The organism is Actinomadura sp. WMMA1423 (genome assembly GCF_006547145.1).
Taxonomy (GTDB): Bacteria; Actinomycetota; Actinomycetes; order Streptosporangiales; family Streptosporangiaceae; genus Spirillospora.
On the sequence record NZ_CP041244.1, the window covers coordinates 6,366,191 to 6,378,530 of the forward strand.

Consider the following 12,340-nt stretch of genomic DNA (forward strand, 5'->3'; position numbering starts at 1 on the left):
TTTCCGCGCAGCATTCTTGCCAATCATTGCCGTATAGCGAGGATTGGAGAAAGAATCGTGCTCATGGATCACATCGATCGAAAGATCCTTGCCGAGCTCCAGGGTGAGGGAAGGCTGACCGTCACCGAACTCGCCCAGCGGGTCCGGCTCAGTGCCGCGCCGTGCCACCGGCGCCTGCGCGAGATGGAGCGGGCGAACGTCATCACGGGGTACCGCGCGCTGGTCGATCCGGCGGCGGTCGGGTTCGGCCTGGAGGTGCTGGTCGCCGTCACCATGGACCGCGAGGACGCCGCCACGATCGTCGACTTCGAGACCGCCCTCGCGGAGGTCCGGCACGTGCGCCACGCCGAGCGGCTCTTCGGAGATCCGGACTACCTCCTGCGCGTGCTGGCCCCCGATCTCGACGGCTACGCGGCCATCCGCGACGAGACGCTCGCCACGCTGCCCGGCGTGCGGCGCCTGACCTCCACCATCGTGATGAAGCGCATCGTCGACAACCGCCCGCTACCGCTCTCCCCATGAGGACCGCACGGGGATCCGCGCGGGCGCCCCGTCAGGCGTCAGGTCAAGTGCTCTTGCCTCCGGGCCTCGCGCAGGGACGGTCCGATCTGCGGGCTCGGTCCCGTAGTCAGCGAAAATCGAGAGAACGGAGAACAGTCATGGGGATGACCCGACGCCAATTCGTTGGAACGGCGGTCCTGGCCGGAGCCGTAACCGCGGTTGGGGCCATGCGCAGGGAGCGCGAGGAAGGCCAGAACTGCCCACCGAAGGATGCCCCCAAGACCACCCAGAAGTGAAGTTCAGTCTGAACTGACCGGTTCGCTCCAGCCGGGCCCCCTCGACGAGGGGGCCCGGCCTCGTTCTCCTGAGCGGAGGTGTGTCGGCTATCACGCCAACCTTTTCCGGATCGGGGAGGATGGGTGCTTCGTCGGGCGCTGAAAAGGATCACCGAACCAATCGGGTGCCGCCCTCATCAGATGAGGGCATAAGGGGGCACGGGTAGACGGGCTGAAAGTCGAGTAGGCCGCCGTGTCGATATGGGGAGAACATGCGACTCGGAAAGGCGACCTTTCTCGGCCTGGTGATCGGCGCGGCGACGCTCGGTCTGGCCGCGCCCGCGATGGCCGACACCGGCGACGTCGTCGTGCAGCCCGCGCAGGCCCGTCCCGGCGAGCAGGTCACGGTGGTGGGCAAGAAGTGCGAGGTCGACGGCACGGCGGGCTCGCTGGCCTTCGTGGGCGGGGCCGTCCCGCTGAACGGGGCGGAGGAGGTCGACGGCCGGTCCGGTCTCGCGACCATCAAGAAGGACACCTTCCCCGGTACCTACACGGTGCTGGTGAGGTGCGGCGGGTTCAAGGGGGTCGGCGAGGTCCACGTCGTGGACGGCAAGGCGCGTCCGATGGCGAAGTCCACTCCGACCGGCGGGGCGGCGACGGGGCTCGGCGGCGGGACGGGCGGCGCGGACACCGCCCTTCTGGCCGGCGGCGGCGTCCTGCTGCTCGGCGGGATCGGCGCCGGCGCCATTGCCGTCCGCCGTCGTAATGGCGCGACCGTCTAATTAGTTCGCCTTTCTCAAAGGCGGCGTCGGCAATTCTCGGAGGATGGAAGGAACGATGCGGGGAAAGGGCGGCCGGTGGGGCCTTTGGGGGTTGGCGGCGGTCCTGTCGGCCGCCGGTCTCGCCGCGGTCGTCCTCGGGCTGAGCGGTCCGGCCGGACCGCCCGGCCCGCCCGCGTGGGCCGCGACCCCACGGCCGGTCGAGCGGTACGGGCCGGTGCTCGGCCGCTCCCTGCCGGTCCGGGTGGACGTCCCGTCCATCGGCGTGCGGGCGCCGCTGGTCCGCCTGGGCCTCGAGGCAGGGGGCGCGGTGCGGGTCCCCCCGGCGGGACGGCCGGGGGAGGCCGGCTGGTTCGAGGGCGGGCCGACCCCTGGAGAACGCGGCGCGGCGGTCATCCTGGGCCATGTCGATTCGGCGAAGGACGCCGCGGTCTTCTACGACCTGGGCCGGCTGAGGCCCGGGCACCGCGTCGAGGTGAGCCGCGCGGACGGGCGGGTGGCCGTGTTCACCGTCGAGTCCGTGGAACGCGTCCCGAAGGACCGGTTCCCGACCGGGCGCGTCTACGGCCCGCTCGACCATCCAGGGCTCCGCCTGGTCACCTGCGGCGGCTCGTTCGACCGGGGCAGGCGCAGCTATACCGACAACGTCATCGTCTACGCCGCCGAGACGTCGGTGCGGTAGCCGCCTGCCCGGCTCTGGACCGGCCCCGCGCCGCTCCGCACGCCCCACAACGACCGGTTGTGCGCCGGGACGGACGGTTGTTTGATCCGGCCCCCCGCCGCCCGCTTTGATCTTCCCGGCCGCCGCAGGCGCGGCCGGTGGGAGCACGGCGGCGGAAAGGGCGTGGTCAGGAGTGCGCACGGGGGAGGGACGGTCGCTCGGACGGCCGTTCGGGTGGCTCTGGGCGGCCTACTCGGTCAGCGCGGTCGGGACGTGGCTCGCCTTCGACGCGTTCCCCCTGATCGCGATCACCGTGCTGCACGCCGGGCCGGCGAGGGTGTCGGCGCTGGCCGCCGCGGGACTGCTCGTGGGAGCGGCGGTGGCGGTGCCGCTCGGCCCCTGGGTGGAGTTCCGCCGCAAGCGGCCCGTGATGATCGCGATGGACCTGGTCCGGTGCGCCGCGCTGCTGAGCCTGCCCGCCGCGTTCCTCCTCGGCGGGCTGGGCTTCGTCCAGTTGCTGGTGGTGTCGGTCGTGGTCGCCGCGGCCGACATCGCGTTCACCGCGGCGAGCGGCGCCTGCCTCAAGGCCCTCGTCCGGCCGGAGGACCTGGTCATCGCGAACGGGCGGCTGGAGTCCACGAACTGGACCGCCCTCATGCTCGGGCCGCCGCTCGGCGGGGCCGCGATCGGGCTGTTCGGCCCGCTGGTGACCGTGACGGCCAACGCCGCGAGCTTCGTGCTGTCGGCCGCCGGGATCCGCGCGATCGGCGGGACGGAGCCGCGCCCGTCCCGCGGCCCGGAGCGGGGCGGCCGGCTCCGGGCCGGTGACCTGCTCGAAGGGTGGCGCCACATCCTCACCAGCCCGGCGCTGCGCCCGCTGTTCCTCAACCAGATCCTGGTCGGCGGCCTGATCATGGCGACGGCTCCGGTGCTGGCCGTGCTGATGCTGGGCGGCCTCGGCTTCGCCCCGTGGCAGTACGCGCTGGCGTTCGCCGCGCCCTGCGTCGGCGGTCTCGCCGGTTCGCGGCTGTCCGGGCGGCTCGCCGCGCGCCACGGGCGGCGCAGGATCATGCTCGTCTTCGGGACGCTGCGCGCGTGCTGGCTGCTCGGCCTGGCCTTCGTCGGTCCGGGCACCGCCGGGCTGGTGCTCGTCATCGCGGTCGAACTCGGCCTCATCACGTGCATGGGGGTGTTCAACCCGCTGTACGCCGCCTACCGGCTGGAGCACACGCCGTCCGACCGGGTCGCGCGGGTGCTGTCGGCGTGGTCGATCACCGGCAAGCTCACGATCGCGGCCATGACCGGGCTGTGGGGCCTGCTGGCCGCCGCCACCGGTCCCCGCACCGCCGTCGCGATCGCGGGCGTCCTGTCCCTGGCGACCCCGGCGCTGCTGTTGCGGAGGCGGCGCGAGCCATCCGGCCCGGACGTCTTGACGCAGGTCAGTGCCGGTGCGAGCGTGAAAGGTGATGGAGGAAGGGGGACCCATCATGACCGAGATCAAGAGCATCGAGAAGCCGGACGACCGGCGTGACTTCCCCAGGGGGCACATCGAGATCGTCAACCTCGGCGACCTCGTCTTCGCCAAGGCGACGTTCGAGCCCGGATGGCGCTGGACGGAGTCGGTCAAGGACCTCGCGGGCACCGAGCTCTGCGAGGTGCACCACAACGGCTACGTGGCCGAGGGGCGGATGCACGTCCTCACGCGGGACGGCGCCGAACAGGAGGTCGGCCCGGGGGATGTGTTCATCCTCCCGCCCGGCCACGACGCCTGGATCGTCGGGGAAGAGCCCTGCGTCGTGTACGACTTCGCGGGCGGCATGGGCGAGTACGCGAAGGCCAAGCACTGACCGTCCGGAAGAACACCGACCGTTCGGCATCTGAGGCGGGGGCACCGGTGCGTGCCCCCGTCTCATGACGTCAGGAGGACGCGGGCCCGGCGTCCGCCGGCCGGTGGCGCCGGTAGTGGCGCGCGACGCGGACGCGGTTGCCGCAGCGGGCCGCCGAGCACCACCGGCGGCGGGGGTGGGCGGGGAGGAAGAGCATCACGCAGTCGTCGGCCTCGCACTGCCGGACCCTGGTGACCGCCGGGTCGGTGAGGAGCTCGGCGGCGGCCTCGGCCAGCCAGGCCGCGGGGCGGAGCGCGGGCGGGCCGGTCCGGCGGCGTGCCGCGAGCAGCGCCCGCCCGTCCCGGACCAGTTCGGTGACGGCGGGCGCGGCGCGCTGGGCCCGGTTGAGCGCCTCCAGGTCGCCGGCCGAGGGCGGCTCGCCGCGGCGCACGCGGTCGAGGGCCCGGGCCGCGTGCTCCCGGACGTCCCGGACGGCGGCCAGCGATTCGGCCCCGATCTCCGCGGCGGCGTAGGCCCGGGCCTCATCGGATCGGTCGGCCTGGAGGCGCAGCCACGCCCGCAGGTCGTCGGGCGTGGCCAGCAGGTCGGCGCCGACCGGTCGCGTGTTGACCAGGTCCAGCGCGGGCGGCTCACCGATCAGCGGGTCCGGGTCGCTCATGCCCTAACGGTACCTCGAAGGGTTGACCCGTTAGGTGATCGATGGCTATATCTAATGCATTGTTTCCATAGAGAGGCGTTAGAGATGTTCTCGATCGCGCGCATCGCCCACCGGCACGTCGACGTCGGCGGCGTCCGCGTCTTCTACCGCGAGTCCCTGCCGGAACGGGAGGACGCGCCCGTCCTGCTGCTTCTGCACGGCTTCCCGTCCGCGTCGCACCAGTTCCGCAGGCTCATCGACGTCCTCGGCGCCCGCTACCGGCTGATCGCCCCGGACTACCCCGGTTTCGGCCACACGGGCGCGCCGGACGACTTCGCCTACTCCTTCGACGCGCTCGCCGGGGTCATGGAGGGCTTCGTCCAGCGGCTCGGGCTCACCCGTTTCGCCATGTACGTGTTCGACTTCGGGGCGCCGGTCGGGTTCCGGCTCGCCGAGCGGCGGCCCGAGCGCATCGCGGGGCTGGTCGTCCAGAACGGCAACGCCTACGCCGAGGGCCTGTCGGACGGCGCCCGCGACTTCATCGCCCTGCGTCCCGGAGCGCCGGGGGCGCAGGAGGCGGTCCGCGGCCTGCTGACCCTGGACGGCACCCGGAGCCAGTACGAGACGGGCGTCGCCGACCCCGAGGCGCTCGCACCGGACGGCTGGACCCTCGACCAGCACTTCCTCGACCTGCCGGGCCGCAAGGAGGCCCAGATCGCGCTGGCCTTCGACTACCACTCCAACATCGAACGCTACGACCGCTGGCAGGACTGGCTGCGCCGGCACAGGCCGCCCACCCTCATCGTCTGGGGAGCGGGCGACCCCTTCTTCCCCGCGCCCGGCGCCCGCGCCTACCTGCGGGACGTCCCCGACGCCGAGCTCCACCTGTTCGACACCGGGCACTTCGCCCTGGAGACCCACCTGCCCGAGATCGCGCCGCTCGTCGCCGGGTTCCTCGACCGCGTACGGGCGTAGCGGGACGGCAGGTCCGCAGGTCGCGAGGGCGGTGGGCGGGCCCCGGGTTGGCGAGAGTTGACGACGCCCGAGGGTGCGGGGGCGGGTAGGTTCGAGAAATGAACGTTCGTCCGACTCTCGAGGACATCCGCCGCGCGCCGAAGGTGCTGCTGCACGACCACCTGGACGGCGGGGTCCGGCCCGCGACCGTCGTCGACCTGGCGCGGGAGACCGGATACGGGGACCTGCCCACCACCGACGCCGACGCGCTGCGGACGTGGTTCGAGGAGGCGTCCAACTCCGGATCGCTCGAACGGTACCTGGAGACGTTCTCGCACACCGTCGGGGTGATGCAGACCGTCGAGGCGCTCACCCGCGTGGCCTACGAGTGCGCCGAGGACCTGGCGAAAGACGGGATCGTCTACGCCGAGGTCCGGTACGCGCCCGAGCAGCACCTGCGGAACGGGCTGACGCTGGAGCAGGTCGTCGAGGCCGTCCTGGACGGCTTCGCCCGCGGCCGCGCCGACTTCGGGATCCGCGTCGGGACGCTCGTCACCGCGATGCGGCACCAGGCGCGCAGCATGGAGATCGCCGAGCTGGCCGTCCGGTACCGGGACCTCGGCGTCGTCGGGTTCGACATCGCGGGCGCCGAGGCCGGGTACCCGCCGACCCGGCACCTGGACGCCTTCGAGTACCTCCAGCGCGAGAACGCGCACTTCACCATCCACGCGGGCGAGGGGTTCGGGCTGCCGTCGATCTGGCAGGCGATCCAGTGGTGCGGCGCCGACCGGCTCGGGCACGGCGTCCGGATCATCGATGACATCGAGGTCGAGAACGGCGAGGCGCGGCTCGGCCGGCTCGCGGACTACGTCCGGGACAAGCGGATCCCGCTGGAGATGTGCCCGACCTCCAACATCCAGACGGGCGCGGCGAAGTCGATCGCCGAGCACCCGATCGGGCTGCTGCGGCGGCTGAGCTTCCGCGTCACGGTCAACACCGACAACCGGCTGATGAGCGGCACGACCTTGTCGGAGGAGTTCGCCAAGCTCTCCGACGCGTTCGGCTACGGATGGGACGACCTGCAGTGGTTCACGGTGAACGCGATGAAGTCGGCGTTCGCGCCGTTCAACGAGCGGCTCGAACTGATCAACGGGGTCATCAAGCCCGGTTTCGCGCAGCTCAAGTGGAGCGGCGCCCGGCCCCTGGCATGATCTGGCCATGACCATTCGCTCCACCGGCGGTCGCGTCGCCGCGTACACGTGGCTGGTGTTCGCCGCCCTCAACATCGTCGACATGTTCGTCGGCATCACCGGTGATCCCGAGTACTCGCTGACGACGGTGACGATCGCCTTCGTGCTGCTGCTCGGCTGCGGCATCGCCTACACGCTCGGGCTGCGGCCGCTCCTCGCGGGCGACGACGACGGGATCACGGTCCGCAACCCGCTGCGGGACGTCCGGGCGCCGTGGGGCGCGGTCCGCCGGATCGAGGGCAAGAACGCCGTGACCGTGGTGTTCGCCGGGCCGGACGGTACGGACCTGCAGACCCGGGCGTGGGTCCTCCAGACCTCGCCCCGGGTGCAGGCCAAGGCGGAGGCCCGCGCCGAGAAGGAGGCCCGCCAGGGCAAGGGCAAGGGCTTCGACCTGCGGGGGCGGACGGCGACCGCGTACGCGGTGCAGCAGCTGAACGAGATCAAGGACCGGCAGCGCCCGAAGGCCCGGTCGGGCGCGCCCGACAAGGCGGCCAAGGCGCAGGAGCTCGGGGCCGCCAAGGGAACGATCTCGTGGTCCTACCCGGCGGTGGCCTCGCTCGCCGGCCCCCTGGCAGTGATCGTCAGCCTGCTGCTCACGGCCGTGGCCACGGCCGACTGACCTCCGGCCGGTCGCCCGACCGCCGGTCAGGCGGCGCGGGTGCGGTCGCCTGACCTGGGTGCGATCAGCCGACGGCCGCGGAGACGTCCGCGCGCAGGGCCTCCAGATCGGAGGCGGCGCGCGCGCGGACCGCCGCGACGTCGTCCTCCACCGGGAGGACGACCTCCAGGTAGCACTTGAGCTTCGGCTCCGTCCCCGAGGGGCGGACGACCACCCGCGACCCACCGGCCAGGCGGAACCGGAGCCCGTCGGTGGGCGGCAGGCCCCCGGTGGACCGGGCGAGGTCGTCGAACGACTCGACGCGCCGCCCGCCCAGCTCGCGCGGGGGATCGGCGCGCAGCCGGGCCATCGCCGCCGTGATCAGCGAGAGGTCCTCCACCCGGACCGACAGCTGCGACGTCGCGTGCAGCCCGTACCGGCGGGCCTGCGCGTCCAGCAGGTCGAGCAGCGTGCGGCCGTCGCGCCTGGCGTCCGCCGCGAGCGCGGCGACGGCGAGCGCGGCGCCGATGCCGTCCTTGTCGTTGACGAGGACGCCCCGGTCGTCGCCGACGCTGTACCCGAGCGCCTCCTCGTACCCGAACACGAGCCGCACAGGATCGCTGTGGGGGGACGACCCCCCACGCCCCCCGGAACCGCCTGGGGATCCCCCCGCCTTCATAATCCACTTGAAGCCGGTGAGCGTCTCGGCGAACCGGACGCGGTGCGCGGCGGCGATCGAGCGCAGCAGCGACGAGGACACGATCGTCGTCGCGACCAGCCGGTCGTCGCCGGAGGTGTGCCGCAGCACGTGCTCGGCCAGCAGCCCGCCGACCTCGTCCCCGGTCAGCGCCCGCCATCCGGACGGGCCCGGGACGGCGACGGCGCAGCGGTCCGCGTCCGGGTCGTTGGCGATCACCAGGTCGGCGCCGCGGGCCTCGGCGAGCGCCAGCGCCAGGTCGAGCGCGCCCGGCTCCTCCGGGTTCGGGAATTGCACGGTCGGGAAGTCCGGGTCGGGCTCGGCCTGCTCGGGGACGACGATCGGCGCGGGGAACCCGGCGCGCTCGAACGCCGCGAGAAGGACGTCCCGCCCCACCCCGTGCATGGGCGTGTAGACGATCGAGATGTCCCGGTCGCCGCCGAGGCGCAGGGACGACACCGCGTCCAGGTACAGGCCGGCGCCCTCGTGGACGGGCCAGCCCTCCCCGAGCGGCAGCTCGTCCACGCGGCCGACGGCGTCGATCGCGGCGGAGATCTCCGCGTCCGTCGGCGGGACGATCTGCGCGCCGTCGGCCCAGTACACCTTGTAGCCGTTGTCGCGCGGCGGGTTGTGGCTGGCCGTGACCATGACGCCCGCCACGATGTCGTCGAACGCCCGGGTGAAGTGGGCGAGCACGGGAGTGGGGACGGGATCGGCGAACACCTCGGGACGCAGCCCCGCCCCGCTCATGACGGCCGCCGTGTCGTCCGCGAACCGCCGGGAGCCGTGCCGCGCGTCGAACCCGATGATCACCCGGCCGCCGGCGGGCAGCCGGGCGGCGAGGCCGGCGGCGGCGCGCATGACCGTCACCCGGTTCATCCGGTTCGGCCCGGCGCCGAGCTCGCCGCGCAGCCCGGCGGTGCCGAACTCCAGCCGTGCCCCGAACCGGTCGGCGAGGGCCGCGTCGTCGCCCGCGTCCAGGATCGCGCGCAGCTCGGCGCGGGTCCGCGGGTCGGGGTCCTGGCCGAGCCACTCCTCGGCCCGCGCGCGCAGGTCGCTCACAGCTTCCCCAGGACGGTGCCGAGCAGCGTGCCCATGCGGTCGGCCGACGCGCGCCCCGCCGCGAGGACCTCCTCGTGGTCGAGCGGCTCGTCCGACAGCCCGGCCGCGATGTTGGTGACCAGCGAGATGCCGAGCACCTCCGCGCCGCCCTGGCGGGCCGCGATCGTCTCCAGCACCGTCGACATGCCGATCATGTCGGCGCCCAGCGTGCGCAGCATGCGGATCTCGGCGGGGGTCTCGTAGGTCGGGCCGCGGAACGCCGCGTAGACACCCTCCGACAGTGTCGGGTCGACCTCCCTGGCCAGGGCCCGCAGGCGCGCCGAGTACGCCTCGGTCAGGTCGAGGAACGTCGCGCCGGTCAGCGGGTTCGCGCCGGACAGGTTCAGGTGGTCGGAGATCAGCACCGGGTCGCCCACCCGCTGGTGCTCGGGCCGGAGCCCGCCCGCCGCGTTCGTGAGCACCATCGTCTTCACGCCCGCCGCGAGCGCCGTCCGGACGCCGTGCACGACGGCCTCGACGCCGCGTCCCTCGTAGAGGTGCGTCCGGCCGAGGAACACCAGCGCGTTGCGGCCGCCGACCTCCACGACGCGGATCCGGCCCGCGTGGCCCTCCACGGCCGGCGGCGCGAACCCGGGCAGCTCGGTCACCGTCACCTCGGCGACGGGCTCGCCCAGCTTGTCGGCCGCCGGAACCCAGCCGGACCCCATGACGAGGGCGACGTCGAAGGAGTCGATGGACGTGCGGGCGCGCAGCTCGTCCGCCGCGTCCCGTGCCAGTGCAAAAGCGTCGTTGCTCACGCCGCCGACACTACCGCCGCCCCCGCGCGGCCCCGCCGGTCAGTCGCCCAGCGACTTGCAGGGGCGTGTGCGCAGGTCCTTGACGTAGTCGTCGGGCGCGCCGGCCTTCTCCGCGGCGTCGGCGAGGATGCCGAGGTAGCGCGCGGACGGCAGCCCGCCCTCGTAGTCGTCCAGGACGTAGAGCCAGCACAGCGCGTCGCCGTCGAGCGTCTGGACCCGCACCCTGATCTTGCGGTAGACGCCGAGCGCGGCCCCCTCCCAGGCGTCGAGCTCCTTTTCGTCCCAGGCGGGCACGTCGTACATGACGACGAAGACCTGTTCGGAGTCGTCTTCGACGACCGTCGCGAGGGCTCCGTCCCAGCCCTTGTCCTGCCCGCCGAAGGTGAGGCGCCACCCGGCGAGCCAGCCGGTGCCGCGCATGGGCGAGTGGGGAGCCCGGCCGGCCATCTGCTCGGGGTCCATGTTGGAGGCGTACGCCGCGTACAGAGCCACGTGGGAAGGCTACGCCAAGTACGGCTCGGGGGTGTGGGGGTCGCCCCCACAGGCGGCGCGCCAAGTACGGCTCGGGGGTGTGGGGGTCGCCCCCACAGGCGGCGCGCCAAGTACGGCTCGGGGGTGTGGGGGTCGCCCCCACAGGCGGCGCGCCGAGTACGGCTCGGGGGTGTGGGGGTCGCCCCCACAGGCGGCGCGCCGAGTACGGCTCGGGGGTGTGGGGGCCCCTCGCGGGGGGCGCGTCGAGTTCGGCTCGGGGTGTGGGGGCCCGTCCCCCGCAGGGGGCGCGTCAGGCGGATGGGTGGGGCGGGTGGGGTTGTTGCAGGAAGAAGTGGCCCGGAGCGGGACTTTTCACTGCCGAGAGTAGGAAACAATGGAAGATGTGACCCGCATCGTGATCATCGGAGGAGGCCCGGGCGGTTACGAGGCCGCGCTCGTCGCGGCGCAGCTCGGCGCCGACGTGACCGTCATCGAACGGGACGGTCCGGGCGGCGCGTGCGTGCTCACCGACTGCGTGCCCTCCAAGACGCTCATCGCCACCTCGACCCGCATCGCGGTCATGTCGGAGTCGGCCGGTCTCGGGCTGCGCTTCAACGGCGGCCCGGACGGGATCGTCGGCGCCCTGGAAGCCGACATGGCCACCGTCAACAAGCGCGTGAAGGACCTCGCGCGGGCCCAGTCGTTCGACGTCGCCGAACGGCTCGCCTACGAGGAGGTCAAGATCGTCCGCGGCGAGGCGCGGCTGGTGGAGCCGCATGTCGTGGCGGTCGGCGAGCGCCGCATCCGCGCCGACATCGTGCTGATCGCGACCGGCGCGACGCCGCGCGTGCTGCCCGGCGCCGAGCCGGACGGCGAGCGCATCCTGAACTGGCGCCAGCTCTACGACCTGCCCGAGCTGCCCGAGGAGCTGATCGTGGTCGGCTCGGGCGTCACGGGCGCGGAGCTGGCCGGGGCGTACCTGTCGCTCGGCTCGAAGGTGACGCTGGTGTCCTCGCGGGACCGGATCCTGCCGACGGAGGACGCCGACGCCGCGGCCGTCCTGCAGGAGGTTTTCCTGCGGCGCGGCATGAACGTCATGTCGCGGTCGCGGGCGGCGGCCGTGGAGCGGTCGGGGAACGGCGTGATCGTCACCCTGGAGGACGGGACGAAGGTCGAGGGCACGCACTGCCTGATGACCGTCGGGATGGTCCCGAACACCAAGGGCATCGGTCTGGAGGAGGTCGGCGTGCGGTGCGACGCGCGCGGCTTCGTCGAGGTCGACAAGGTGTCTCGGACGTCCGTCCCGCACATCTACGCCTCCGGCGACTGCACGGGCATCCTCATGCTGGCGTCCGTGGCGGGCATGCAGGGGCGCATCGCGATGTGGCACGCGCTGGGCGAGGCGGTGCAGCCGCTGAAGCTCGGCTGGGTCGCCTCCAACATCTTCACCGACCCCGAGGTCGCGTCGGTCGGCGTGACGCAGCACATGGTCGACTCCGGCGACGTCAACGCCCGGACGGTCATGCTGCCGCTGTTCACCAACGCGCGCGCCAAGATGCAGGGCTTCGAGGACGGTTTCGTCAAGCTCTTCTGCCGCCCGTCCACGGGGATCGTGCTCGGCGGCGTGATCGTGGCGCCCCGGGCGAGCGAGCTGATCCTGGGCGTGTCGATCGCCGTCCAGCAGCACCTCACCGTCGACCAGGTGGCGCACACGTTCGCGGTCTACCCGTCGCTGTCGGGGAGCGTCACCGAGGCGTCCCGCCGGCTGATGGCCGAGCACGCCTACTGAGAGGCGTGCCCGGCCGGGCCTT

13 protein-coding genes are annotated in these 12,340 nt (G+C 72.9%); 9 read left to right on the forward strand and 4 right to left on the reverse strand.

What is annotated here, in order from left to right:
* Positions 1-63: 63 nt before the first annotated feature.
* From FKD65_RS29525 to FKD65_RS29545, 5 genes are all read left to right on the forward strand, one after another.
* Positions 64-522, forward strand: a complete 459-nt coding sequence (locus tag FKD65_RS29525; RefSeq protein ID WP_141580927.1) for an Lrp/AsnC family transcriptional regulator — start codon at positions 64-66, stop codon at positions 520-522.
* A 526-nt stretch (positions 523-1,048) separates the two neighbouring features.
* Positions 1,049-1,558: a hypothetical protein gene (locus tag FKD65_RS29530; protein ID WP_141580929.1), complete on the forward strand. Its 510-nt coding sequence runs from the start codon at positions 1,049-1,051 to the stop codon at positions 1,556-1,558.
* Between the two features lie 55 nt (positions 1,559-1,613).
* Entirely contained in the window at positions 1,614-2,237 is a 624-nt protein-coding gene (locus tag FKD65_RS29535; protein ID WP_168221238.1) for a class F sortase, read from the forward strand.
* A gap of 172 nt (positions 2,238-2,409) precedes the next feature.
* Complete coding sequence (locus tag FKD65_RS29540; protein ID WP_141580933.1) at positions 2,410-3,747, forward strand: MFS transporter; 1,338 nt, start codon at positions 2,410-2,412, stop codon at positions 3,745-3,747.
* Positions 3,704-4,063, forward strand: a complete 360-nt coding sequence (locus FKD65_RS29545; protein ID WP_141580935.1) for a cupin domain-containing protein — start codon at positions 3,704-3,706, stop codon at positions 4,061-4,063. The genes FKD65_RS29540 and FKD65_RS29545 overlap by 44 nt, the downstream gene beginning before the upstream one ends.
* Positions 4,064-4,133: 70 nt before the next feature.
* On the opposite strand, the gene FKD65_RS29550 is transcribed toward FKD65_RS29545, so the two are convergent.
* Positions 4,134-4,721, reverse strand: a complete 588-nt coding sequence (locus FKD65_RS29550; protein WP_141580938.1) for an ABATE domain-containing protein — start codon at positions 4,719-4,721, stop codon at positions 4,134-4,136.
* A gap of 84 nt (positions 4,722-4,805) precedes the next feature.
* On the opposite strand from FKD65_RS29550, the gene FKD65_RS29555 reads away from it, so the two are divergent.
* The 3 genes from FKD65_RS29555 (at position 4,806) to FKD65_RS29565 (ending at position 7,523) form a co-directional block, all read left to right on the forward strand.
* A complete protein-coding gene (locus FKD65_RS29555; RefSeq protein WP_141580940.1) occupies positions 4,806-5,675 on the forward strand; it encodes an alpha/beta fold hydrolase in 870 nt (289 codons plus the stop codon).
* 98 nt (positions 5,676-5,773) lie between these two features.
* Positions 5,774-6,865: an adenosine deaminase gene (locus FKD65_RS29560; RefSeq protein ID WP_141580942.1), complete on the forward strand. Its 1,092-nt coding sequence runs from the start codon at positions 5,774-5,776 to the stop codon at positions 6,863-6,865.
* A gap of 7 nt (positions 6,866-6,872) precedes the next feature.
* Positions 6,873-7,523: a PH domain-containing protein gene (locus FKD65_RS29565; RefSeq protein WP_141580944.1), complete on the forward strand. Its 651-nt coding sequence runs from the start codon at positions 6,873-6,875 to the stop codon at positions 7,521-7,523.
* Positions 7,524-7,587: 64 nt separating this feature from the next.
* On the opposite strand, the gene FKD65_RS29570 is transcribed toward FKD65_RS29565, so the two are convergent.
* From FKD65_RS29570 to FKD65_RS29580, 3 genes are read right to left on the reverse strand one after another with little or no spacing between them, the layout of a single operon-like run.
* A complete protein-coding gene (locus FKD65_RS29570; protein ID WP_141580946.1) occupies positions 7,588-9,261 on the reverse strand; it encodes a phospho-sugar mutase in 1,674 nt (557 codons plus the stop codon).
* Positions 9,258-10,058 (reverse strand): purine-nucleoside phosphorylase, encoded by an 801-nt coding sequence (locus FKD65_RS29575; protein ID WP_141580948.1) that lies wholly within the window; start codon positions 10,056-10,058, stop codon positions 9,258-9,260. The genes FKD65_RS29570 and FKD65_RS29575 overlap by 4 nt, the downstream gene beginning before the upstream one ends.
* A 39-nt stretch (positions 10,059-10,097) precedes the next feature.
* The gene (locus FKD65_RS29580) at positions 10,098-10,550 is read right to left on the reverse strand and encodes a gamma-glutamylcyclotransferase (protein ID WP_141580950.1); all 453 of its coding nucleotides are present in this window, start codon (positions 10,548-10,550) and stop codon (positions 10,098-10,100) included.
* A gap of 382 nt (positions 10,551-10,932) precedes the next feature.
* On the opposite strand from FKD65_RS29580, the gene FKD65_RS29585 reads away from it, so the two are divergent.
* The gene (locus tag FKD65_RS29585) at positions 10,933-12,318 is read left to right on the forward strand and encodes an NAD(P)H-quinone dehydrogenase (RefSeq protein ID WP_141580952.1); all 1,386 of its coding nucleotides are present in this window, start codon (positions 10,933-10,935) and stop codon (positions 12,316-12,318) included.
* The last annotated feature ends 22 nt before the right edge of the window (positions 12,319-12,340 follow it).